We start from the raw sequence: 22,736 nt of genomic DNA on the forward strand, positions 1-22,736 counted from the left end.
GACCGGATTCAATCGGTGGTCGCAACACCGGCTTGTTGTAGCAAGGCTAGCTGTTCTTCCAAAGCCTCAGCCGGAGTCTTCCACCCCAACGTCTTACGCGGACGCCCGTTCAACGCCGCGGCAACAGCCTGCAGATCCTGCGCACTCCACCGCGCCAGATCCGTGCCCTTGGGAAAGTACTGCCGCAACAACCCGTTCGTGTTCTCGTTCGTACCCCGCTGCCACGGACTGTGCGGATCAGCGAAATACACCGCGATTCCGGTCTGGACCCTGAACCGGACATGCTGAGCCAGTTCCCCGCCCTGATCCCACGTCAACGAACGCCGCAACTGCTCGGGCAACACCACCATCTGCGCGACCAACGCCTGACGCATCACCCCCGCACCCGACCCACCGGGGCGTCCCCACCCGGGCAGATGAACCAACATGGTGAACCGGGTGCTGCGCTCCACCAAGGTGCCAATCGCCGACCGCCCTGTCCCCAGGATCAGATCCCCCTCCCAGTGGCCCGGCACCGCCCGGTCGGCGGCCTCAGCGGGTCGCTGGCTGATCATCACCTGCGCGGCCACATGAGAGCCTGCCCGAGCGCGAGCTCGGGCTCGCGGCACCCGCAACGCGCGACCGGTGCGCAGGCACGCGACCAACTCGCGTTTGAGCGCGCCCCGCCCCTGCACATAAAGCGCTTGGTAGATGGCCTCGTGAGAGATACGCATGGACTCATCATCAGGGAAATCCCTCCTCAGGCGCCGGGAGATCTGCTCCGGGCTCCAGGAGGTGGCCCATCGGCGGTCCTTGCGCCGAGGTCGGTTACGTCCCTTCCACGGTGGCGTTCGCGGCCCGGGCACCGGTGTGCCGTCGCTGCGTTGGATGTGCCCGCACAACCGCTCTTGCACGTACTGGCGCAGTGGTTCGTTGCCTAGGAGTTTGGCCGGTTTGGGTCGTTGGGCTCTGCCCTCCGCTTTTTTCTGGGCGATGAACGCCCGGTAGTAGAGACGGCCGCGGTGAGCGGTACCGTTGCGGCGCAGCTCCCGGGAGACGGTGGCCGGGTCGCGATTGATCTGGCGGGCGATCTGTCTGACCCCGACGTCTTGGGCATGGAGCACCGCGATCTCTTCGCGCTCTTGAAACGATAGGTAGCGGCCCTGGAGTGGGGTGAGCAGGAAAGTTGCCATGCCGCCACGTTCGCGGAACCATCGGTTGCCGCCCACGCGCGACGCGCCGACCATGACAGCGGCGTTCTCGCTGGTCATGCCCTGGGTGATGTGGTGCCAGAACTGGCGTTCCGCCTCGCGGCGCAACGAGGGTGTCCTGAGTGATCGTGGGGGTGGTGGGCCTGGCGGTTCCCAGGTCCAGCCTTGTGGTTCACGCATCGACACCTCCAGAATCAAGGTGTTGCGACCACCAATTGAATCCACCCTGTGCTCCCCGCGCACGCGGGGATGGTCCCCTGCTCTCCCGCATGGCCGACCGCATCGGCTGGTGCTCCCCGCGCACGCGGGGATGGTCCCAACCTCAGCTTCGGCGGGGACATCCCGTCCCGGTGCTCCCCGCGCACGCGGGGATGGTCCCTCGTCCCCGTCCGGCGACACCCACACGACCCTGTGCTCCCCGCGCACGCGGGGATGGTCCCTCGTGCTCGGCGCCGACCGCGGACTCGGCGGCGTGCTCCCCGCGCACGCGGGGATGGTCCCGACCAGACCCCGTCGACGCGCACGCCCAGGCGGTGCTCCCCGCGCACGCGGGGATGGTCCCGCGAGGTTGCGTGCGCTGGCCTCGGCGTGCTCGTGCTCCCCGCGCACGCGGGGATGGTCCCGATGGGTGGGTTCGGCTGGGAACTCAGGTTCCGTGCTCCCCGCGCACGCGGGGATGGTCCCGTGCTGCTGCTGCCCGCGTGCCCGGTGCGCGCGTGCTCCCCGCGCACGCGGGGATGGTCCCAGGGAACCGCCCCGCAGGAGCCCCGCTCCTCCGTGCTCCCCACGCACGCGGGGATGGTTCCGACGCTTCAGCCCGGACCCAGGACCTGTTGGGGTGCTCCCCGCGCACGCACCGACATACCACGGACTACTGCTGGCGGGGATTCTGGTCCCAGGGGCCACTCTGTGGTGGCTGCTGCTCGTAAGACTGCTGCGGGTACTGCTGCTGCGGGTATTGCTGGGGCGGGTAGTAGCCCTGGTTCATCTGGTGGTGCGGATGGTGGGTGTACTGCTGGGTGTGCCCCTGACCGGCGGCCTGGGCGTGGAACGCGAAGAACCACTGGGACACGGGCCGGTGCAGCAGGACCACTCCGGCGATGGCCAGGGGGAGCAGGAACAGCGCCCAGATGACGCTGTTTCCGCCGAGCAGCAGCATCGACTGCAGCACGATCTGGATGATGAGGACGACCTTGGCCATGGTCCGGGCCCAGGAACGGCCGCGGGTGACGGGGAACGCTGCCACTGCCATGAGCACGCCGATGACGGTGTGGGGCAGCGAGGCGCCGAACGCGTATCCGGGCTCGACGCCGAACATGGGTGCGGTGGTCATGTTGAGGACGAGCACGGTCAAGGAGATGGCGGCGGAGGTCCAGAGCACCGCGGCCAGGCCACGCACCGGCCCGGGGAGGGGAACCCGCTCCGGGTGGGTGGTCGGGCCGTGCTGTGGGGGCTGGGGTTCCATGGGCGCCTTTGCTGTCGGGGGAGTGTCGGGCCGGAGAACGGCAGGGCAGGGGTCCGCCACGGTCGGCTCGTGCCGTGCCCCGTATGGCGGGTCTCCACGGTTGCGGAGCCGTCGAAGCGGAACCAGAGCGTAGTTTAGTGTCCGTTCCGATACGCCTCGTGGCGGATCTCCTGGCCACATGTGGCCGTGTGAGCCTCCGCCGCACCCCGGGCGGCCCCGCCCGGAGTCCGGGGACCGAACGGGGCGCGGACACCGGGGCGGGCCGCTACCCGGCCCGAAGTCCGCGGACACGGCCCATCCCGAAGGCACCGACCACGGCGGTGCCGGGCCCCGGCGGTCCGGCGGACGCGAGCCCGCTACCGGAGCCGGACCGCCCCGGACGGTTCTGGACCGCTCCGGACCGACCCGGGCGTCACCGGGTGCGGGGGGTCACCTCGCAGCCGTCGCCGGCGGCGAAGGAGGCGTGTCCAGTCCCGGTTCCTTCCCCCGATCCGGGTCGAGACCGGGCTCGGTTCCAGTACCGGCCCCGGGGGCCGGAGTGCCGGAACGGTAGCGCTCGTCCTCGCGGAGCCAGCGCACCAGGGAGGCGGCGACCAGGCTCAGGATGAAGATCAGCGGGAAGGCGGTCACGACCGACAGGGTCTGCAACGCGTCGGTTCCTCCGGCCGACATCACCGAGACCGACACCGCCGCGAGGACGACGGCCCAGAGCACGCGGTTGGCCCGGGAGGGCTCGATCTCGTTGGGCAGGTCACGGGAGGTGGCCGAGCCCATGATGTAGGACGCGGAGTCCAGTGTCGTGGCCAGGAAGACCAGCAACAGCAGCAGGAACAGCGGGGTGATGATCCAGCTGAGCGGGAACGCCTCCAGCGTGGCGAAGATGGCCGAGACCGCGCCCTCGGCCTCCAGGGTGTCGACGATGGGCGCCTGCCCGCTCAGCTCGAAGGCCATGCTGGAGTTGCCGAGCAGCGCGAACGAGAGCCAGCAGCCCAGGCTGCCGAAGCCGCACATGCCGACGATGATCTGCCGGACGGTGCGTCCCTTGGAGATCTTGGCGCAGAACATGCCGACGAAGGGTCCGTAGGAGATCCACCAGCCCCAGTAGAAGACCGTCCAGATCTCCTCGAAGCCGGACCCGCCCACCGGATCGGTGTAGGTGCTCATCCGCACGATGTTCTGGGCGAGCATGCCGACACTGTTGGTGAAGGTGTCGATGACGAAGACCGCCGGGCCCAGCACCAGGACCAGGACGCCCAGGGCGGCGGCCAGGTAGAGGTTGAGGTTGGCCAGGCGCTTGAGGCCGCGGTGCAGGCCCAGGGCGACGCTGCCCCCGAACAGCACGGTCCACAGACCGATGACGATGGTGTTGAGGGTGGCGCCCGGCTCGAAGCCCAGCATGCGGGAGGCGCCCTCGGCGACGGTGGGCACGGCCAGGGCCAGCGAGGTCCCCGCCGCCCCGATCATCCCGAGGATGAAGAAGACGTCGATCAGGCGCCCCGGCCAGCGGTCGACGCGGTCGCCGAGCACCCCGCGGCAGGCCTCGCTCAGGCGCAGGCGGCGGATTCTACGCACGTGGTAGGCGTAGGCCAGGGCCAGGGTCGGTACGCAGAAGACCGCCCAGGCGGTGGGACCCCAGTGGAAGAGGGGGTAGGTGGCCGACCACTCGGCGGCCTCGGCGCTGTGCGGTTCGAGTTGGAACGGGGGATCCACGTGGTAGTGCGCCCACTCGATGATCCCCCAGTACATGAGGCCGCCGCCGATCGCGGCGGTGAAGATCATCGCGAGCCAGGTGGGGGTGGAGAACTCGGGGCGGTCGTCGGGGCCGCCCATCCTGATGCGGCCGTACCTGCTGAAGAGCAGCCAGACGAGCAGTACCGCGAGTGCGGCGACGAACCACATGTACACCCAGCCCAGGTCGGACTGGAGCCAGGACAGGACCTCGCCGAGCAGGCGTTCACCCGTCTGCGGCGCGATCACGAACGGCGCGCTGAAGCCGATCACCATGATCAGCGCGGGCCAGAAGACTGTTTTGTCGATGTTCCAGCGGATAGCTCGGGTCACCTCCGGGGTCGAGGGCGTGGGCTATCCAGTTACTACTGTGTTGCGCTTGACTAATCAACCAGTCAGAATCGCCTCACCGTTGTTCTCCGCCCGCCGCTGTGCGCTGCCGTTATGGGGAAAAGCGTTTGGTAGCAAGGGTTTCCTGGGTAGTGGGGCGCTCGGGCCGATGCCTCTGTAACGAAGTGACAACCACGTCCGCGTTGCGAAAATCGCCATCGTGCTGTTACGTTCCCACCGTGAGCGACAACGTGGCCGACGACGTGCGCGGCAGGGCCCGCGAGGCGATCCGCCGATCCGGCCTCTCCCAGCGCCAGTTCGCGACCAGACTCGGCATCGACCCCAGCAAACTCTCCAAGTCCCTGACCGGCACCCGGCGCTTCACCGCCCTGGAACTGGCCGGTATCGCCGACGAGACCGGGGTGACGGTCAACTGGCTGCTCAACGGCAAGGACGACGCGGAGACGGTCTCGGCGGTACCGCGTGACTCGTCGGCGGTACGGCCGACCTCCGCGAGCCTGGCGGACCACCCCGCGGCCGCCCGGGAGCACAACCGCAGGCTCCAGATTATCGAGGCCGCGTGGACCCTCATCGCCGAACGCGGCTTCCACTCGGTCCGCGTCGCCCAGATCGCCCAGGCCTGCGGGACGTCCAGCGCCACCGTCCACTACTACTTCCCGACCCTCAACGACCTGCTGGTGGAGGCGCTGCGCCACTCGGTGAAGCAGGCCTTCGACCGTCAGGTCGCGGGGCTGCACACCATCGAGGACCCCTACGAACGCCTTCTGCGGCTCATCGAACTCCAGCTCCCCGACTCCGAGCGCCTGCGGCTGGAGTGGTCGATCTGGCTCCAGGTGTGGACGGCGGCGGCGCTGGACCCGAGGATGCGCGGGCTGCACACCGACTCCTACCTGCGCTGGCACGAGACCATCGCCCGCACCCTGCGCGAGGGTAGGGAGAGCGGAGTCTTCGCCGACTTCGACGTCGAGGAGATGACCAGACGCCTCACCGCCCTCATCGACGGCATGGGCATCCAGGTCATGACCGGGATGCCCGGGCGGTCGGTCGCCCACATGCGTGACACCCTGCGCTCGGTCATCGACAGCGACGTCCTGGGCCGTCGCGGCGCCCTGGGGGACAGCGATATCCCACGTGGCAACAACGTCCCAGATGGCAGCGATATCCCAGGCAACAGTGACCTCCCGGGTGACAGCGATATCCCAGGCGGCAGCGACGTCCCGGGCCCCAGCGACGTCCCGGGGGACTGAGCCGGCCCGTATCCGACCCGACCCCCTCCGGAGCCCCGACCTCGGTTCCGCGCGCCCGAAAACGCCCCCTCCGGCCCCGAGGGCCGCCCGTTCACAGAACCCGCAACCCCGCACACGCACGGAGACGGAGCACCGCCATGAGCGACACTATGAACCCCAAACCCATCCTGACCTGCGCCCTCACCGGCGCCGGGGACACCGTCGGCCGCAGCGAGCACGTGCCGGTGACGCCCCAGCAGATCGCCGCCGCCGCGGTCGAGGCCGCCGAGGCCGGCGCCAGCGTGGTGCACATCCACGTCCGCGACCCCGAGACGGGCGCCCCCTCCCGCGACAACGCCCTCTACCGGGAGGTCGTCGACCGCATCCGCCAGACCGGCGTGGACATCGTCATCAACCTCACGGCGGGCATGGGCGGCGACCTGGTGATCGGCCAGGAGGACCCGCTCGAGTTCGAGGAGGGCACCGACCTCGTCAACGGCCTGGACCGCCTGCCGCACGTGGAGGAACTGCTGCCCGACATCTGCACCCTGGACTGCGGCAGCCTGAACTTCGGTGACGGAAGCCAGGTGTACATCTCCACCCCGGACATGCTGCGCGCGGGCGCCAGGCGCATCCAGGAACTCGGGGTCCGCCCCGAACTGGAGATCTTCGACACCGGCCAGCTGTGGTTCGCCAAGACCATGCACGCCGAGGGCCTCATCGACGACCCGTCGCTGTTTCAGCTGTGCACCGGCATCCCCTACGGGGCGCCGTCGGACCCCGGTGTCCTCCAGTCGATGGTGAACCTGCTCCCGGAGGGCGCGCAGTGGGCGAGCTTCTCCATCGGCCGCAAGCAGATGCCGTGGGTGGCGCAGTCGGTGCTGCTCGGCGGGCACGCCCGGGTGGGGCTGGAGGACAACCTCTACCTCAGCCGCGGGGTGAAGGCCACCAACGGCCAGCTCACCGAGAAGGCCGTCAACATCATCGAGCAGCTCGGCGCCCGGGTGGCCACACCGGACGAGACCCGCGCCATGCTCGGGCTCCGCGGCGCCGCATAACCGCCGCCCCACACGAACCGCCGACCACACGAGGAGCACGATGACGGAGAACGCGAGAACCACCCCCGAGGCCGTGCGCACGGTCGCCTGCGTCGGAGCGGGTGTCATCGGGGGCGGCTGGGTGGCCCACTTCCTGGGCCGCGGCTACCGGGTGGTCGCCTGGGACCCCGCCCCGGACGCCGAGAGCAGGCTGCGCGGGCTGGTCTCCTCGGCCTGGCCCGCCCTGGAGGAGCTGGGCCTGTCCGAGGGGGCCTCCACGGCGAACCTGCGGGTCGTGGACACGCTGGCAGAGGCCGTGGCCGACGCGGACTTCGTCCAGGAGAGCGCTCCGGAGCGCCTGGACCTGAAGGTCGACCTGCTGGCCGAGATCGACGCCGCCACCCCCGAGGGCGTGGTCATCGCCTCGTCCACCTCCGGCTACGGCATGAGCGAGATGCAGGTGGGGGCCCGCACACCGGGGCGGCTCGTGGTCGGACACCCGTTCAACCCGCCCTACCTGGTGCCCCTGGTCGAGGTGGTCGGCGGCGAGCGCAGCGAGCGTTGGGCCGTCGACTGGGCCTCGGACTTCTACCGCGCCGCGGGCAAGTCGGTGATCACCATGGAGCGGGAGCTGCCGGGATTCATCGGCAACCGGATCCAGGAGGCCGCCTGGCGCGAGGCCCTGCACATGGTCGCCGAGGGGGAGGCGACCGTCGAGCAGATCGATCTGGCGATGACCAGCGGCCCCGGGCTGCGCTGGGCCTTCTTCGGCCCCTGCCTGACCTTCCACCTGGCCGGGGGAGAGGGCGGCATGGCGCACATGCTCGACCACTTCGGCCCGTCCCTGAAGTCCCCGTGGACCCGCCTGGAGGCGCCCGAACTCACCGCAGAGCTGCGCGACCGCATGGTCGCGGGCACGGACGAGGTCGTGGCCGGGCGCTCCACCGCCGAACTGATCGCCCAGCGCGACCGCCGCCTGATCGCGGTGGCCCGCGCGCTGGAGGAGGTCGAACGCGCGGAGGCCGCCGAGGCCGCCGAGCGGGCGGGGGCGGACGCGTGAGCGCGACGCTCACCCAGCGGCTGCGGCCCGAGTGGATCGACTACAACGGCCACCTCAGCGAGGCCTACTACGTCCTGGTCTTCGGGTTCGCGACGGACGCGCTGATGGACCGGGTCGGCCTGGACGCCGCCTACCGCGAGCGGTCCGGCTGCTCGCTGTACACGGTGGAGGCGCACGTGCGCTACCTGCGCGAGGTCGCCGCGGACGACGAGGTCGAGGTCCGCACCCGGGTGGTCGGTCCGGGCCCGGAGCGACCAGGCGCCAAGAAGGTGCGGATCTGCCACGAGATGCGGGTCGGTGACGCCTTGGTGGCGACCGAGGAGCTGATGGCGCTCCACGTCGACCAGGCGCTGGGCCGGGCGGTCCCCTTCCCCGAGGAGGCCGCCGCGCGCCTGGCCGCCCTCGCCGAACCCGCGCCCGACTACGCGGGCCGCGCCGTCGGGGGGTAGTCCGCAGTCGGCCCGCGGGCGTCGAGTCCGACGACCATGCGCGTCCGGCGAAGAACTCCCCGAGGGTCTGCGGCGCCAGGGCCGCGGACCGGGAGGCGGTGGTGTGGCCCGGGCGTCCCCCGGACCGGCGGGGACCGGCTCGGCGTCAGCGCCGACGCGCGGGCACCCGGTCGTCGTGGGCGGCCGGGTGCTCAGCTGGCGGTCCTTCCGTCCCGCTGACGCTTCGGGATCAGCCCGCGAGCATGCGGGGGACGATGTAGACGAGTTCGAAGGCCTCGTAGGCCGCGCCGACGACGAACAGCGCCAGCGCGGGCAGGCCCAGCCAGCCGGCCTGCCGGAGGCCGTGGAGGTAGCCGCGGCGGCGGTCGGGGGCGCCGACCGCCGCGGGGCGCAGCCAGGCCCTCCCGATGAGGTAGGCACCGAGCATGAGCAGGGCGTAGGCCTGGAACTCGATGAGGACCGCCAGCGAGTGCGGGATCATCAGCGTGGCCGTGGCCGCGTCGAGGGGTGCGAGGATCACGCCGGTCTCGTACGCCTTGTGGGCGAAGAGGGGGATCCCGGCGAAGGGCACGATCATCGAGGGCAGCATGATCCTCAGCAGGGCGACGGTCAGCACGTTGACTCCGAAGATGGTCAGACCGAACAGCCAGGGGTTCGCGAACAGCTCACCCACCAGGTCGGCCGTCCCGTCCTCCCGCTGGGAGCCGACCTGGGCGGCGTTCAGTTCGGGGAAGGCCAGGGCCGCCCCCACGCCGACGAGGAACACGCCGTAGGCGATCGCGTTCATCACGAGGTAGGCGCCGAGGTTCGCGCGGATGATCCGGAAGGGCTTGCGAAGGCTTCGCACGTGTCTGGCTCCGTGTTCTGTGGGGTTGATCGACGGGGTTCGCGGAGCCGCCGGGGCGTACCCGGCGTGCTCGGTAGCGAACCGGTCACGATCGGCGTTCGTCCCCATTCCAGAGGCTGCCCTCGGGGCAGGGTCAAGCCCGGGAGCCGTCCGGCGTCGGGGACGGCGTACGGGCGGGGGCGAACGAGGGTGCGCCGCTTTACCCTGCCCCCGGGGCAGGGTGTGGACTGTGTGTCCGCGTGGGGCGTGACGCCACCCGCGGTCGCGGCGGCGGAGGAGGAGGCATCGCGTGGCCTGGAGTACTCAGCAGCTCGCCGAGCTCGCCAACACGACGGTCAAGGCCGTCCGGTACTACCACGAGGTCGGCCTGCTGGACGTGCCGGAGCGGACGGCGAACGGCTACAAGCAGTACCAGGTCGCCCACCTGGTCCGTCTGCTCCAGATCAAGCGGTTGAGCGATCTGGGCGTCCCGCTGTCGGAGGTGGCGTCGATGGGACGGGCGGACGAGGACCCGGACGAGGCGATCCGCGTGCTGGACAAGGAGCTGGAGGCGACGGTCGACCGGCTCAACCGCGTGCGGGCGGAGCTGGCCGTCATCCTGCGCCACCGCGCACCGGCCTACGTTCCCCCCGCGTTCGCGCCGGTCTCCCACGAGCTCTCCGACCGGCAGCGATCACTGCTGATGGTCTACTCGACCGTCCTCAGCGAGAGGTCCGTCGAGAAGTTCCGCGAACTGATCAGCGACCCCGACGAGACGGACGAGGAGTTCGAGGACCTGCCCGAGGACGCGGACGGCGCCGCGATCGACCGCCTCGCCGCGCGCATGCTGCCGGTCGTGCGCAGACGGAGTGAGGAGGACCCGTGGTCGGCCGACCCCGCCGGCGACGCGCCGGGCGGTGCGGAGCGCGCCGAACGCACGATGGCCGAGGCCATGGTGCAGTTGTACAACCCCGCGCAGCTGCGGGTGCTCAAGCGTCTGAGCGCCCTCCTTCGGGAGGAGGCTCCGGACGGGGGCGGCGACGCGCCCTGACGTGGCGTCGAGGAGCCGGAGTTCGAAGGGTCAGCGCTCGTGCCCGTGCCCCTGGCGGGTCCGGGCCGGAGCGGACCCGTTCGCGGCGGGAGGCCGCACCCTCACCAACTGCGCGAGCAGGGCCAGCACGGGCAGTTCCACCAGCGGTCCCACCACCAACGCCACCGCGATCAGGGGCCGGTCGGGGAAGGCCGCGACCGCGACGGCCAGCGCGATGGGCGAGTTGCGGGCCGTGGTGGTCATGACCAGGGTGACCCCCTGGTCCGCCGGCAGGCGCAGCAGCCGGGACAGGCCGGTGGCGATCAGGGGCAGCGCCACGAAGAAGACCGCCAGCGGCGGCAGCAGGGCGAGCAGGTCGGCGCCGTGTTCCAGGACGGTGCGGGCCTGCCAGGCGAACATCGCCAGCACGGCCGCGTACAGCAGCGGCAGGACCAGGCGCGAGGCCGGTCCGGTGACGTACCGCTCGCGCCAGGCGGCCCCCTTGAACCGGTATGAGGCCCACCGCAGCACCGCGGCCAGGGCCAGCGGGACGACGAGGACGAGCAGGACCGACTCGGCCAGGGTGGCGGCGTCGACCATGGCGGCCAGCCCGCCCAGCAGCAGCACGTACACCGGCAGCAGCACGAGCTGGAGGACGAGGTTGACCGGCAGCAGGGCGGCGGCGATGCCGGTGTGCCCGCGCGCCATGGCGGTGAAGACCAGGTACCAGTCCGTGCACGGGGTCACCAGCAGCAACAGCAGACCGATGCGCAGGTCCGGTTCGCCTCCGAGCAGCCCCGCTCCCAGAGCCCAGGCCAGGAGCGGGGTGAACACGAAGTTGAGCACCAGGCTGACGGCGACCAGGGTCCTGGCACGCCCGACCTCGCCCACGTGGGCGGCGTCCATCTGCACGAACACGGCGGTGAGCATCGCCAGCAGGGCGGGCAGCACCACGTGCTCGGCCGCCGGGCCGACAGGCAGCAGCAGGCCCGCGGCCAGACCCGCCACGGCTGCCATGGCCACGAACAGGCTCTGGAGGCGTTCGGCCAGCGACATCGGTTCAGCGCTCCTCGGCGGTTTCGAAGACCCGTATCAACACCATGTGCCCACGGTAGGCCTTCGAGCCGACCCGAGGACCGGGCCCGGTACGCGCGCGCCCGGCACCTCGGGACGGAACCCTGGATCCGACGGTGGGGGTCAGGCGCCGTCGAGGTCGACGGTGGGCAGGGGCTTGACCGCCGGACCGTTGAGCACGCTGCCGTCGGTGTCGTACCGGGAGCCGTGGCAGGGGCAGTCCCAGCTGGTCTCCGCCGCGTTCCAGGACAGTCGGCAGCCCAGGTGGGTGCAGTTCAGGCTGACGGCGTGTAGCTCGCCCCGCTCGTCGCGGTACGCGCCGACGGAGTCGCCGTCGACCTCGATGACGCCGCCCTGACCCCGGTCCAGGTGGCGGGCGTGGTGGGGATACAGCCGCCCCAGGTGCCCGCCGACCATGTCCGCGCCGACCTTGAGGTTGTCCTTGATCAGCCGCCCCACGGCCTTGGCGTCACCGACGCGGGTCGCGTCGAACACCGCCAGCCAGGGGTTGTCGCGGCCCTGGAGGAGGTCGCTCAGGATGACGGCGGCGGCGGTGCCGTTGCTCAGGCCCCACTTGTTGAACCCCGTCGCCACCAGGATCCGGTCGTTCATCGACGAACGGCCGATGTAGGGCACCTGGTCGGCCGTGGTGTAGTCCTGGCCCGACCAGCGGTACTCCACCGCGTCCACGTCGAAGGTGGACCTGGTCCACTGTTCCAGGTCGTCCCACAACGCCTGGGTGTCCTGCCCGGTGCCGGTCTCGTGACCGCCGCCCACCACGATCAGCCCGTTGGGGCCGCGGTCCAGCCACGGCCGCGTGGACCTGCTGGGCGAGTCGATGGAGATCGCCATCTCCTGGGGTGCCGGACCGTGGAGCCGGGCCGCCAGCCCGAAGGACCGGAAGGGGCGCGTCCTGGCGAAGTACCCCCCGATCATGTTGATCGGCAGCAGCGTCGCCACCACCACGGAGTTGGCGCGGACCGTTGCGTCGTCGGTGCGCACCCGCACGGTGCCGTCCCGCTCCTCCTCCACCTCCAGCACGCGGGTGTGCTCGAACACCTGCCCGCCGGCCGCCGACAGAGCCTCGGCCAGACCGGCGACGTAGCGGCCCGAGTGGAAGTGCAGCTGCTGGTCGAACCGTACCGCCGCCTCGATCCCGAAGGGCAGGTCGGTCGTCTCCACCAGCGACGCCGGAAGGCGCAGGCGTTCGGCGGCGGCCGCCTCCTCCTCCAGGGTCCGGCGCTGCCCGGGGTCGCGGGTGTAGGCCACGGCGGGCGCGCGGGTGAGGTCGCAGTCGATGCCGTACTCACCGGCGAGTTCGGCGACCAGTTCCACCCCGGCCTGGTTGGCGTCGGCGTACAGGCGGGCCCGATCCTGGCCGTAGCGGTCGACCAGCCCCGCGTAGACCAGCCCGTGCTGGGAGGTGACCTTGCCGGTGGTGTGCCCCGTCGTGCCCTGTCCCAGGCGCCCCGCCTCCAGCACCGCGACGCTGCCCGCACCGGCCCGCCGCGCCAGCAGCGCGGTGGTCAGTCCGACGATGCCGCCTCCCACCACCGCGACGTCGACCTCCACGTGCTGGTTCAGACGGGGAAACTCCGGCCGGTTCTCCACGACCGTCCACACGCTCCTGTGCTGCATTCTCTGCCCCTCCCGATCAGGTCCAGACGCCGTCGGCCCCCGTGCGACGGACAGCGCCTACACCAGCTACCCAGCGTTCCCGGTCGCTACCGCCGGAGTCCCTGGTCGGGGCATGGACCCGTGCCGCTTCCAGAGGCGGGGAGGGGTGTGCGACGAATCCGGGCTGGGTGAAAGGAGAGTGGTGGTGTGTGGTGGTTCCCCGGGCAGAGGGGGATGGCGCTCTGTAGGTTTGGTCTCCTGGAGCTACAGCTTTTTGGTAGCCCGCGCACGCGGGGATGGTCCCCCCATGGACGCGAGCGACGGAGCCTTCTCGCCGTGCTCCCCGCGCACGCGGGGATGGCATTCAGCGGCCACGGAAAACCGCTCGACGGCTCCGCGGCGACCTGACACAGTGGCGCACCATGACGGGTTCCCAACTTGTGACCGCCGAGGACGTGCGGCTCATGCAGGGGCTGGCGCAACGCGTCACCGCGATCCGCCCGGACCTGGTGAACAGCGACGCCTCGTTCGGCGAGCTGGCCTGGAACTGGGGCAGGGGGCACGCCAGCGACGGCGCGACCTGGCCGCGTCGGCTGTGGTTCTCCGGCGGGGAACCGGTGGCGTGGGGCTGGGTCCGCCTTCCGCGCCGGGTGAGACTGAGCGACGGCTCGGTCAGGGACGTCACCGGCGCCTACCTGATGCACCAGGTCCACCCCGACCACGCCGGGCTGGTCGACGAGGTGATCGCCTGGTACGACGCCACGGCGGCGGGCCTCGAACGCACGGTGCTGCCCAGCGCCGCCGACGGGTTCGCCCTGGAAAGGTGGGCGGCGCACGGCTACCGGACCGACCCCGAATCGCTCGGCGACGACGGGACCTGGACCCAGCTCAACGAGCGCGACCTCACCGACGTGGAACAGCCGGTGCTGCCGACCGGATTCCGGTTCCGCACCGCCGACGAGGCCGGGCCGGAGGCCGCGGTCCGGGCCCACCTGGACGCCTGGGCCCCCTCGGCGTACACGGCCGAGGCCTACCGGGACGTCCGGCGCACGGCGGGGTACCGCGGCGACCTGCACGTCCTGGTGGAGGCGCCGGACGGGACGATGGCCTCCTCGACCATCATGTGGCTCGACGAGACCAACGGGACCGTCGAGTTCGAGCCGGTCGGCACGCACCCGGACTACCGGCGCCGGGGGCTGGGCAGGGCGATGCTCCTGCACGGGATGCGCCTGGCGAGGAAGGCCGGGGCCACGCACGCGACGGTCGCCTGCCTGGGCGCGCCGGGGCACCCCGAGGCGCGCGGGCTGTACTACGGCGTCGGGTTCCGGATGCTCGTGCGCGACGCGCCGCTCGTCAAGGCCGCGACCGCGAAGTGAACCGGCTACTGTCCCGGGACGGCACCGACCGGCGGCGGCCCCGGGACCGGCCTGCCCGCGCGGCAGACGGATAGGCTTCCCGCATGAGCGACCCCTCCGCGCACGCCGCTCCCGATCCCCGGGACCCCCTCACCCGTCTCCGCCTCCGTGCCAATCGGAGCGAACGCAGCAGGAAGGTCTTCTACGGTCTCTACCAGGGCCTTTCCCTCGGCTGCGTCATGGGCTTCGCCCAGTTCCTGCTGCTGGGGTCCGACCCGTGGACCTCGCTCCTGTACGGCATCGTCGCCGGAGCGGTCTTCAGCTCGTTCATGGCCCTGTTCGTCACGCCGCCGCGCCCGCGGGTGTCCCAGGACCCGGCGGTGCGGGCCGCCATCGCCCCCGAGACACTGCGCGCCGCCACGGACCGGCTGATCCTCGGCCGACCCGGCGCCGACCCCGAGACCAACCGTGTGGCCGCCCTCCAGTCCGAGCAGGTGCTCAACGCCCCCTCCGTGAGGATCCCGGTGGCGGTGGCGGCCCTGGTCGCGGCCGTCTGCGCCCTGGGCGCCCTCGCACTGCCCTCCGATGGGGCACTGGACTTTCCGCGCGCCCTGCTGGGGACAGTCACCCTCGCCTGTGTCCTGACCCCGTGCCTCATGCTCCCGGTGCGGCTCCTGCGCAGACGGCGCAGCAGGGAGTTCCTGGCACTCCACACCCCGTCCGACCGGGACCGCTCCGACTCCGGCCGCGACTGAACCGAGGCCCCGTCCGGGGCCGTGCGTCGGCCCCGCCCTGCCCCGCCCACAGGCGGATACGCTGTCCCGGTCCGCGCGAGGCGCGCGCGGACCCGCGAACAGCGAAAGCGAGAAGATGAGCCCTTCGATCGCCACCAACACCCGTGTCGACCTCGACGGCCTGCTGGAGTTCGTGCGCCCCCGCCACCACGCGCTCCTCATCACCCGCCGCGCGGACGGCGGGCCCCAGGCCTCCCCGGTGACCTGCGGCGTCGACACCCAGGGCCGGATCGTGGTCTCCACCTACCCCGAGCGGGCCAAGACCCGCAACGCCCGGCGCGACCCCCGGGTCAGCGTCGTGGTCCTGTCCGACGACTTCGACGGCGCCTGGGTCCAGGTCGACGGGGAGGCCGAGGTCATCGACGGGGAGGACGCGGTCGAGCCCCTGGTCGAGTACTTCCGCGTGATCTCCGGCGAGCACCCCGACTGGGACGAGTACCGCGAGGCCATGCGCCGCCAGGGCAAGTCCCTCGTCCGCGTCACCCCGAAGCGGTGGGGTCCGGTCGCCACCGGCGGCTTCCCGGCCGACCGGGTCTGATCCCGGCCGCCGGTCGCGGCCTCGGCCCGGGGCGGGGCTTCGCCGACCGGGCCTGGCAGCCCGGCCGCCGCGGAGCCGGGGTCACCGCCCCGCGGGCGGCGGCCGCCAGTCGTCGTCCGGAGGCGCGGCCCCCCGGTCGGGCGGGTCCCCGCCCTCGGGTGGCGGCTTCCAGTCCTCACCGGACGAGGTCCCCGCGGTCCCCTCCCCGGGCCGGGCGGTCCCGAGCCCCGGCATGCTGTCCCTGTCCCAGCCGGTCGGGTACCGCCTGCCCTCGGGCCGCTCCTTCCAGTAGTCCGGCGAGCGCACGGCCTCCTGCTTGCGAATCGTGTCCCGGCGGATGATCCACAGCACCAGGAAGATCACCCCGATCGGGATGACGAGGGCCATCAGGATCCCGAACAGCGCGCCGGGTGTCGCCCACTCCATCGCCTTCCTCCTTCGGGTGGGGGCGCGGCCCTCACAGGGCCGCGAGAAGCTCACGGCACGCGCACTCGCAGCGGCGGCACGCCTCGGCGCACACCCAGCAGTGCTCGTGCCGGGCGGCGTGGCGGTCGCACTCCTCGCCGCACAGGCGGCAGGCCTCCGCGCACGCCTTGACCAGCGTCCGGACGAGGGTGTCGTCCTCCCCGGTCCGGCGCGAGAGCACCCGCTGGGTGGACTCGCACACGTCGGCGCAGTCCAGGTCCAGGCGCACGCACGCGACCAGTTCGGCCACCGCCCGTTCGCCCAGACAGGAGTCCGCGCACAGCACGCACGCCTGCGCGCACGCGCCGCAGGCCTCGATGCAGGCCCGTACCCTCTCCTCGATCCCGTCGCCCCGGCGGTCGGAGCGGGTGTCCAGCATCTGTTCGACGACGCTCATGACTCCTCCTCGAACGTTTCCGGTCCGGACCCGGGGCGGGTCCGGACCGGGGCTTTCACAGCGAGAACCGCAGTGCGAAGTGGTTCAGCGAGGCGGGGAGCCCCGAGGCGGGCAGCGGCCCGCCCGCGTCCACGCGGGTCAGGTTCCGGCCCCGGAGCAGGGCGCGCAGGAACAGCGACACCGTCAGCGGAACCAGGTCGCGCGCCGCGCACCCGGCGGGACCGTAGCTGAAGGGCACGATCCCCGGCTCCGCCTCGGCGCGCCCGTCGAGCCAGACCTCCGGCTCGAACGCGTCCGCGTACGGAAGCCGGGAGGAGTCCCGGTGGAAGTAGGAACTCACGACCAGGAAGGCCGTTCCCGCCTCGAACACCTCCTCCCGCCAGGCCGTCTCCCGCGTGCTTTCCCGGATCACCATGAGCGTGGTCGGCCACAGCCGCACCGACTCGCGCACCGTCGCCCGCAGCAGCGGCAGGTCGAGCCCCTCGCGGCCGTCCGCCTCCTCGCGGGCCGCGTGGGCGCCGGGGCTGAGCGAGGTCAGCAGCGCCAGGGAGCGGAACGCGGCGACGGCGGCCGCGTCGAACGCGAACAGCCAGTGCGCCACCTGGTCCTCCGGGTGTACGTCCGCGCCCTGGCCGTCCCCGCCGGACCCGCTCCCGCCGGGGGCCGTCGCGCCGCGACCCTGCCCGTCCCCGCCGTGGGGGCACCCGGTGGCCGACTCCGCGGCAGCCGACCCCGCGACCAGGCGGGCGGCGAGGCTGCCCGGTTCGGCGCGTTCGATGTTGGCGCGCACCCGCCCGAGGAACTCCTCCCTCGCCGCGTGGTCGGCCGGGGCCGCGTAGGCCCAGTTCGCGCGCGAGCGCAGTGCGTGCAGGAGTTCGGTCGTGCGGCGGTCCTCCGCGGCGAACGAGCCGAAGACCACGCGCCGGGCCATGGCGTGGAAGGAGTCGGCGAACCTGCGCCAGTCCAGGACCTCCCCGCCGCGCAGGGCCAACCTGAGCGCCAGCGCCTCGTCGTCCGCCTGTCCGGCGACGACGTCCCCGTCGGGGTGGATCGTCTGGCCCGGCACCAGGGCGGCGACGTTGGCCGCGCGGCGCCCCGGCCGTGCGTCGTGGTCGGAGACCAGCACCCCGTGCGGCTGGAAGTGGGAGAGCGCGCCGCGCTTCTCCATGCCGCCGGGGGAGAAGGGTTCGGGCGTCTCCCGCAGGAGCCGGCCCACGTCCTCCGGGGACAGGACCAGGGCGAGCCGCCGCCCCGCCAGGCGCAGCGGCAGCGGGTCGTCGCCGTGGCGTTCGCGCAGGCCGCGCAGGAGGGAGACCGCCCTGCGGTCGGCGTCCAGGCCGGCGACCAGACCCGTCATCAGCGGGCGCCGCACGATCACGCCCCGCGCCAGGTTGGGCAGCAGAACCGAGGACAGCACGCGCGCCGCCTCCGCGGCGGTGGGGCGGCGCGCCCCCGGCCGGAGTTCCGCCTCCGGCCGGGAGCCCGCGTCCTGTGGCGGGTGCGCTTCCTGACGCCGGTGTGCCTCCTGGTGTTCTGTGGGCATCGAGACCGTCCCCTCGATCGGTTCGCTGCGGTGAATTGCTGTTTTCGGCCTTGGGTCCTTCGGTTCCGATCCTGGTTCCGCACCGGGTTCCCGCAGCTCTCACGGCTCCCGTAGATCCCACGACCCTCATGAGTGCCGTTGAGCTGGTTCTTGTGTTCCCAGGCCGGGTGAGGTGCGGGCCTGCCGGACCCGGTTCTCCCCGCCTTGGCCGCTCACGTGCTGGTTCCAGACTTCTACTCCGTCCCCTGCCCCGGTCCGGGCGTGTCCGAACAGGGACGCATGGGACTTCTGTGACTTGCGGGGTCACCGTGCGCCGCCCGATCTCCGTGCACCCGGCCTTCGCACACCCGGCCGCTTCGGATCCGGGGCCTCGCGGTCGTCCGCCGGGGGTTTCGTGCCCCTCCTCGACACGGCGAGCCGGGGCTCGCGAGGTGCCCGAACCCCTCGAAGCCGCGGTCCGGCGCGCCCCGCCTTGATGGGGCCGGGATGTCTTTCGCGCACGTGCGTCCCGCCTCCACGGGACCGGGACGTCTCCCGCGTACACGTGCGCCCCGCCTCTGCGGAGCCGGGGCGTTCCCGTGCACATGTGCGTCCCGTCTTCAGGGGGTCGAGGCGTCCTTGCGCACGCGTGCGTCTCGCTTCCGCGGGACCGGGACGTCTCCCACACACGTGTGCCCCGCCTCCACGGGACCGGAGCGTCCCGCGCACACGAGGGCGCCCCGGTCCGGTGAGGACCGGGGCGCCCGCCGTTCCCCGACCGCGAACGGCCGCGGGTCACCGGCCGCGGATCACAGGTGGTCCCGGGGCAGCGTCTCGGTCCACTGCCGGGAGAAGACCCGCTCGTCGTTCTCGAACGCGTCCAGGGTCGCGTACACCCGGAACTCGGTCTCGGTGCACTCCAGCGACGTGTGGGTCTCGGTCCGGGTCCGCCACCCGTCCCGCGCGAAGCGCATCGTCCACGTCGACTCACCGCGCGCGGACGTGAAGTCGCCCGCCACGGACTCGTAGTACTCGTAGGCGCGCCGACCGACGTCCAGGTCGATGTCGTCGAAGTGCAGGATGCCGCCGTCCTTGACGATCTCCAGGGCCGACCGGGTGTCCACGAGGTCCCTGTAGACGGTCCAGCTGTGCTCCGGCTTCTCCCGGCGCGTGGTGGAGATCTCCGGCGCCGCCTCCGGCTCCCCGAAGGGCTCCGGGTGCGGCTCGTCCGCCTCGGAGTGAGGACGCACCGGCAGCAGCAGCCTGCTGTTCTCCGGGTGCACGGTCAGCAGGGCGGGCTTGGGCGGCGGCCAGGCCAGCGGCCAGTAGGAGGTGGACAGCGACAGCCGGATGCGGTGCCCCACCGGGAACGCCTGCGCGACACCGTTCATCGTGACCTTCACCCGGTAGATCTCACCGGGTTCGAGCTTCTCGGGGTGCTCGTGGCCGTCGCGGTGGGTGAGGTTGAGCAGCCCGTAGGTCACCCGCGTGGCGCTGCCGTCCGGCGCGACGTCCACCAGCCGGGCGGCGACCATGGCCACCGGTTCGGTGACCGACACGTCCAGCTCCACCTCGGCGGCGCCCAGGATCTCCACGTCCTCCGACAGCACGTCGCTGTCGAAGACCAGGGAACCGCCGTCCTCCTCACGCTGGTCGTAGGGCAGGTCCGGCGGGGCGTTGTAGGAGGCCCACTTGCCCGCGAACTGGCCCACGGTCAGCGGCGACCGCACGGTCAGCGACTCCGAGTGCACCTCCTCGCCGGGCCGGCCGATCCGGTACCTGGCCAGCGGGTAGCCGCGGTACTCCACGCTCGGCGAGGGCCACACGTCCTCGCGCACCCACCGGCCGGGGCGCTCGGTGTAGGCGGTGGAGGGAAGCACGCTGTCCTGCATCCACGCCCACAGGGACGGGCCCTCGTCGACACCGTTCTCCCTGCCCTTGAGCCAGCGGTCCAGCCAGCGCACGACCTCCTGGAGGTAGCCGATCGCCGGGCCGGGGCTGCCCATGTGCGGGTAGCGGTGCGACCACGGGCCGATCAGCCCCCGCCTGGGCGCCTCCAGGTTCTCCAGCAGCCGGAAGACGGCGTTGGAGTAGCCGTCCGCCCACCCGCTGGAGGCCAGCACCGGGCAGCGCACCTTCGAGTAGTTCTCGCTCACCGACGCGTGCCGCCAGTAGTCGTCGCGCCGCTGGTGGCGCAGCCACTCCAGGACCCACGGTTCGGTGGCCTCCAGCCGCTCGTGCCACATCCGCCGCCAGTCGTCGCCGACGGTCACCGGGTCCGGCGGGCAGGTGCCCGCGGAGAACATCGTCCCCGCCTCGGCGAGGTTGTCCGACAGCAGACAACCGCCCATGTAGTGGAAGTCGTCGCCGTACCGGTCGTCGGTGAAGGAGCTGATGACGATCGCGCCCAGGCTCGGGGGCTGGCGGGCCGCCACCTGGAGCGCGGCGAACCCTCCCCAGGACAGCCCCATCATGCTGGTCTTGCCGTTGCACCAGGGCTGCTCGGCCAGCCAGGCCAGCACCTCCTCGGCGTCCAGCTGCTCGCGCTCCAGGTACTCGTCGGTGAGCACGCCCTCCGAGTCACCGGTACCCCGCAGGTCCACGCGGACGCAGGCGTAGCCGTGCCCGGCGATGTAGGGGTGGTGCATGGAGTCGCGCACCGACGTCAGGTCGCGTCTGCGGTAGGGGAGGTACTCCAGGACCGCGGGGACGGGGGACACGTCGGAGGAGGTCGCCCGCCACACCCTGGCGGCCAGGCGAACACCGTCCGACATCGGTATCCACAGGTGCTCGTCCTCCTGGACGGCGTTGGGCAGGTTGTTGACCACGTGCATGGACCGGGGACCCTCCCTAGTGTTCGGCCAGCTTGTCCTTCGTTCCGTGCTCGTCCTCGAACTCGAAGACGAGCTCGTCGACGCAGCGCTCGTACTTGGCGCGCATCTCGGTCTCGTCCTCGGCGCCGATGGTGATCTTGGCGAGTTCGAAGCTGTAGCTGTCCTGGGCGGTCATGTCCGAGAGCCGCTGCCCCTGCTTGGGCACGATCTCGATCGTCACGCCGGGAAGGGACTCCTCCAGCGCGGACACCTCCTCGGGGGTGGGCACGCGCGCGGCGACGCCGTCCTCGAAGCGGCGGTGGTACCACTCCGCGGCCACCCGGTACTCGCCCCGGGCGTCCTCGTCCAGGGCGGGGTCCTGCCCGAAGCCCAGGCGCAGCATGCGCTCGTGGTTGGCGACCCCGTCCACCAGCTCGAAGAGTTCGGCGTGGGACTGGGAGTGGCGCGTGTTCACCTCCAGCAGGCCCAGCTTCTCCTCCACGGGGTCGTAGAAGAACTCGACGCTGAACGTGGAGTTGTCCATCCCCACCCGCTCGATGACCTTGGTGGCGACCTCGGACATCCAGCGGCACACGTTCTCGGGGAGACTGGAGGGGTACTGGTGGCGCAGGAACACCGAGCTGCCCGGGTAGTCGACCGAGTCCAGGGCGCCGTAGACCACGACCTCGCCCTTGTACACGTAGCCCTCGACGGCCGCCTGCACGCCCTGCATCGCGGCCTCGGCGAGGGCCGTGCGCCCGCCCACGGAGGAGATCTCGGGAGGCAGGTCCACCATCTCCAGGATCTGCTCGAAGGGGCGGCCGATGCGGTCGACCCCGTCGCGGAGCAGGGACACCGCCTGCTGGAAGGCCTCGTCGTCGCCGACCTTGTAGGCCAGTTCGGAGGAGGCCGACTTCACCGGCTTGAGCCACATCGGGTAGGCCGGGCTCTCGGGGGGCGCCGGGTTCTCCTCGGACAGCTCGACCAGGCCGAAGGCCGGGTACTCGTCGATGACCTTCTGCTGCTCCAGTCTGCTCCAGTACTTGTGCTCACACTTGACGAAGGACTCCAGGGAGGACGAGGGGAGGCCGCGGCGGGAGCAGAGGATGGGCACGAACAGGGTCACCGGGAAGTCCCAGTAGCCCACGATCGCGTCGACGCTCCCGTCGAAGTCGTCCAGGATCCTCTCCGCCTTGGCCAGGAGTTCCTGGATGTCGATCTCGCCGACCTGGAGCTCTTCCAGGTTCAGCAGCTGGTGGAACTCGCAGTGCTGTCCTGTGGGGGTCCTGCGCAGGATCTCCAGGTTGTGCTCGTCCAGGCCGACCACGAACACGTTCTTCACGGTTACTTGCACCGCCTTCTTCTTCTGGGCTCCTCGGAGCGGGGATGCATACGCATGCGCCTAACCCGTGCCTGGTGCTCCAAACGCGGGCGTGTCGCGCCTCACGCCGCGGAAGCGCTGGTCGTCGCGCCGCGACGGCGCGCGGCGCGCACACGCGGGCCCCGCCGTGGACGGTCGCGGGTCCGCGGCGGGGCCGGTGGGGTGGCAGGGGACGTTGGTGCGGAAGTGGTCAGCTGGGCGGTAGGGACGTCAGCGCGCGGACGGGCGCTCCGTGGTGCGCTCCGGGGCCCTGCCTGTCAGCGAGCGGGGTACCCCCGCGCCCTCGTGGAGGGCGAGGCCTTGGTCCATCCGCTCAGCGCGGAGGGGTGTACCTCGCGGCGGGTGCCGATGCCGGCCGGGTCCGCCACCCGCTCAGTGCGCGGGGGTACCCGCCCACCGCCCGGACCAGGATCGGGCG

General features: G+C 71.7%; 19 protein-coding genes and 1 CRISPR repeat array. Of the genes, 8 read left to right on the plus strand and 11 right to left on the minus strand.

Annotation, left to right across the window (positions count from 1 at the left end):
- Nucleotides 1-8: 8 nt before the first annotated feature.
- From G011_RS0113955 to G011_RS0113965, 3 genes are all read right to left on the minus strand, one after another.
- The gene (locus tag G011_RS0113955; protein ID WP_051104366.1) at nt 9-1,250 is read right to left on the minus strand and encodes an IS30 family transposase; all 1,242 of its coding nucleotides are present in this window, start codon (nt 1,248-1,250) and stop codon (nt 9-11) included.
- A gap of 168 nt (nt 1,251-1,418) precedes the next feature.
- Nucleotides 1,419-1,996: direct repeats of the CRISPR family, unit length 29 nt; unit sequence GTGCTCCCCGCGCACGCGGGGATGGTCCC.
- 65 nt (nt 1,997-2,061) lie between these two features.
- Nucleotides 2,062-2,655: a hypothetical protein gene (locus G011_RS0113960; protein ID WP_231391476.1), complete on the minus strand. Its 594-nt coding sequence runs from the start codon at nt 2,653-2,655 to the stop codon at nt 2,062-2,064.
- Between the two features lie 429 nt (nt 2,656-3,084).
- Nucleotides 3,085-4,716: a BCCT family transporter gene (locus G011_RS0113965; protein WP_026338291.1), complete on the minus strand. Its 1,632-nt coding sequence runs from the start codon at nt 4,714-4,716 to the stop codon at nt 3,085-3,087.
- Nucleotides 4,717-4,952: 236 nt separating this feature from the next.
- Between G011_RS0113965 and G011_RS0113970 the strand changes: the two genes are divergently transcribed.
- The 4 genes from G011_RS0113970 (at nt 4,953) to G011_RS0113985 (ending at nt 8,506) form a co-directional block, all read left to right on the plus strand.
- Complete coding sequence (locus G011_RS0113970; protein WP_019609021.1) at nt 4,953-5,981, plus strand: TetR/AcrR family transcriptional regulator; 1,029 nt, start codon at nt 4,953-4,955, stop codon at nt 5,979-5,981.
- A gap of 137 nt (nt 5,982-6,118) precedes the next feature.
- Nucleotides 6,119-7,018: a 3-keto-5-aminohexanoate cleavage protein gene (locus tag G011_RS0113975; protein WP_026338292.1), complete on the plus strand. Its 900-nt coding sequence runs from the start codon at nt 6,119-6,121 to the stop codon at nt 7,016-7,018.
- Between the two features lie 40 nt (nt 7,019-7,058).
- The gene (locus G011_RS0113980) at nt 7,059-8,057 is read left to right on the plus strand and encodes a 3-hydroxyacyl-CoA dehydrogenase NAD-binding domain-containing protein (RefSeq protein WP_019609023.1); all 999 of its coding nucleotides are present in this window, start codon (nt 7,059-7,061) and stop codon (nt 8,055-8,057) included.
- A complete protein-coding gene (locus G011_RS0113985) occupies nt 8,054-8,506 on the plus strand; it encodes a thioesterase family protein (RefSeq protein WP_019609024.1) in 453 nt (150 codons plus the stop codon). Before G011_RS0113980 ends, G011_RS0113985 begins: the two co-directional genes overlap by 4 nt.
- 229 nt (nt 8,507-8,735) lie before the next feature.
- Here G011_RS0113985 and G011_RS0113990 read toward each other — a convergent pair whose 3' ends face one another.
- Nucleotides 8,736-9,353, minus strand: a complete 618-nt coding sequence (locus G011_RS0113990) for a hypothetical protein (RefSeq protein WP_019609025.1) — start codon at nt 9,351-9,353, stop codon at nt 8,736-8,738.
- A 289-nt stretch (nt 9,354-9,642) separates the two neighbouring features.
- Between G011_RS0113990 and G011_RS0113995 the strand changes: the two genes are divergently transcribed.
- Nucleotides 9,643-10,383, plus strand: a complete 741-nt coding sequence (locus G011_RS0113995; protein ID WP_020722859.1) for a MerR family transcriptional regulator — start codon at nt 9,643-9,645, stop codon at nt 10,381-10,383.
- A gap of 30 nt (nt 10,384-10,413) precedes the next feature.
- Here G011_RS0113995 and G011_RS0114000 read toward each other — a convergent pair whose 3' ends face one another.
- Together G011_RS0114000 and G011_RS0114005 are read right to left on the minus strand one after the other, a co-directional pair.
- Nucleotides 10,414-11,418 (minus strand): arsenic resistance protein, encoded by a 1,005-nt coding sequence (locus tag G011_RS0114000; RefSeq protein ID WP_020722860.1) that lies wholly within the window; start codon nt 11,416-11,418, stop codon nt 10,414-10,416.
- 141 nt (nt 11,419-11,559) lie between these two features.
- A complete protein-coding gene (locus G011_RS0114005; RefSeq protein WP_019609026.1) occupies nt 11,560-13,074 on the minus strand; it encodes an FAD-dependent oxidoreductase in 1,515 nt (504 codons plus the stop codon).
- A 401-nt stretch (nt 13,075-13,475) separates the two neighbouring features.
- On the opposite strand from G011_RS0114005, the gene G011_RS0114010 reads away from it, so the two are divergent.
- From G011_RS0114010 to G011_RS0114020, 3 genes are all read left to right on the plus strand, one after another.
- Nucleotides 13,476-14,429: a GNAT family N-acetyltransferase gene (locus tag G011_RS0114010; protein ID WP_026338293.1), complete on the plus strand. Its 954-nt coding sequence runs from the start codon at nt 13,476-13,478 to the stop codon at nt 14,427-14,429.
- An 83-nt stretch (nt 14,430-14,512) separates the two neighbouring features.
- On the plus strand, nt 14,513-15,163 hold the full coding sequence (locus G011_RS0114015) for a hypothetical protein (protein ID WP_019609028.1): 651 nt from the start codon (nt 14,513-14,515) through the stop codon (nt 15,161-15,163).
- Between the two features lie 115 nt (nt 15,164-15,278).
- The gene (locus G011_RS0114020; RefSeq protein ID WP_013152396.1) at nt 15,279-15,740 is read left to right on the plus strand and encodes a PPOX class F420-dependent oxidoreductase; all 462 of its coding nucleotides are present in this window, start codon (nt 15,279-15,281) and stop codon (nt 15,738-15,740) included.
- Between the two features lie 81 nt (nt 15,741-15,821).
- Here the strand turns inward: G011_RS0114020 and G011_RS0114025 are convergent, their stop codons facing one another.
- The 5 genes from G011_RS0114025 to G011_RS0114045 form a co-directional block, all read right to left on the minus strand.
- A complete protein-coding gene (locus G011_RS0114025; RefSeq protein ID WP_013152397.1) occupies nt 15,822-16,166 on the minus strand; it encodes a hypothetical protein in 345 nt (114 codons plus the stop codon).
- Between the two features lie 31 nt (nt 16,167-16,197).
- Complete coding sequence (locus tag G011_RS0114030; protein ID WP_013152398.1) at nt 16,198-16,602, minus strand: four-helix bundle copper-binding protein; 405 nt, start codon at nt 16,600-16,602, stop codon at nt 16,198-16,200.
- Nucleotides 16,603-16,657: 55 nt separating this feature from the next.
- Nucleotides 16,658-18,145 (minus strand): cytochrome P450, encoded by a 1,488-nt coding sequence (locus G011_RS0114035; protein WP_081642970.1) that lies wholly within the window; start codon nt 18,143-18,145, stop codon nt 16,658-16,660.
- A 788-nt stretch (nt 18,146-18,933) separates the two neighbouring features.
- Nucleotides 18,934-20,958 carry a CocE/NonD family hydrolase gene (locus G011_RS0114040; protein ID WP_019609030.1) on the minus strand — a complete coding sequence of 675 codons (2,025 nt, stop codon included), beginning with the start codon at nt 20,956-20,958 and terminating at the stop codon, nt 18,934-18,936.
- A 16-nt stretch (nt 20,959-20,974) separates the two neighbouring features.
- Nucleotides 20,975-22,291, minus strand: coding sequence for an ATP-grasp domain-containing protein (locus tag G011_RS0114045; protein WP_026338295.1), 1,317 nt, complete (start codon nt 22,289-22,291; stop codon nt 20,975-20,977).
- Nucleotides 22,292-22,736 lie beyond the last annotated feature (445 nt).

The organism is Nocardiopsis sp. CNS-639, assembly GCF_000381685.1.
GTDB lineage: Bacteria > Actinomycetota > Actinomycetes > Streptosporangiales > Streptosporangiaceae > Nocardiopsis > Nocardiopsis dassonvillei.

Excerpts from the sequence above, each read along its gene's own strand:
- G011_RS0113955 (WP_051104366.1), bottom strand. The coding sequence starts at position 1,250 with ATGACCAGCGAGAACGCCGCTGTCATGGTCGGCGCGTCGCGCGTGGGC.
- G011_RS0113960 (WP_231391476.1), bottom strand. The coding sequence starts at position 2,655 with ATGGAACCCCAGCCCCCACAGCACGGCCCGACCACCCACCCGGAGCGG.
- G011_RS0113975 (WP_026338292.1), top strand. The coding sequence starts at position 6,119 with ATGAGCGACACTATGAACCCCAAACCCATCCTGACCTGCGCCCTCACC.
- G011_RS0113980 (WP_019609023.1), top strand. The coding sequence starts at position 7,059 with ATGACGGAGAACGCGAGAACCACCCCCGAGGCCGTGCGCACGGTCGCC.
- G011_RS0114000 (WP_020722860.1), bottom strand. The coding sequence starts at position 11,418 with ATGTCGCTGGCCGAACGCCTCCAGAGCCTGTTCGTGGCCATGGCAGCC.
- G011_RS0114005 (WP_019609026.1), bottom strand. The coding sequence starts at position 13,074 with ATGCAGCACAGGAGCGTGTGGACGGTCGTGGAGAACCGGCCGGAGTTT.
- G011_RS0114010 (WP_026338293.1), top strand. The coding sequence starts at position 13,476 with ATGACGGGTTCCCAACTTGTGACCGCCGAGGACGTGCGGCTCATGCAG.
- G011_RS0114015 (WP_019609028.1), top strand. The coding sequence starts at position 14,513 with ATGAGCGACCCCTCCGCGCACGCCGCTCCCGATCCCCGGGACCCCCTC.
- G011_RS0114020 (WP_013152396.1), top strand. The coding sequence starts at position 15,279 with ATGAGCCCTTCGATCGCCACCAACACCCGTGTCGACCTCGACGGCCTG.
- G011_RS0114025 (WP_013152397.1), bottom strand. The coding sequence starts at position 16,166 with ATGGAGTGGGCGACACCCGGCGCGCTGTTCGGGATCCTGATGGCCCTC.
- G011_RS0114030 (WP_013152398.1), bottom strand. The coding sequence starts at position 16,602 with ATGAGCGTCGTCGAACAGATGCTGGACACCCGCTCCGACCGCCGGGGC.
- G011_RS0114035 (WP_081642970.1), bottom strand. The coding sequence starts at position 18,145 with ATGCCCACAGAACACCAGGAGGCACACCGGCGTCAGGAAGCGCACCCG.
- G011_RS0114040 (WP_019609030.1), bottom strand. The coding sequence starts at position 20,958 with ATGCACGTGGTCAACAACCTGCCCAACGCCGTCCAGGAGGACGAGCAC.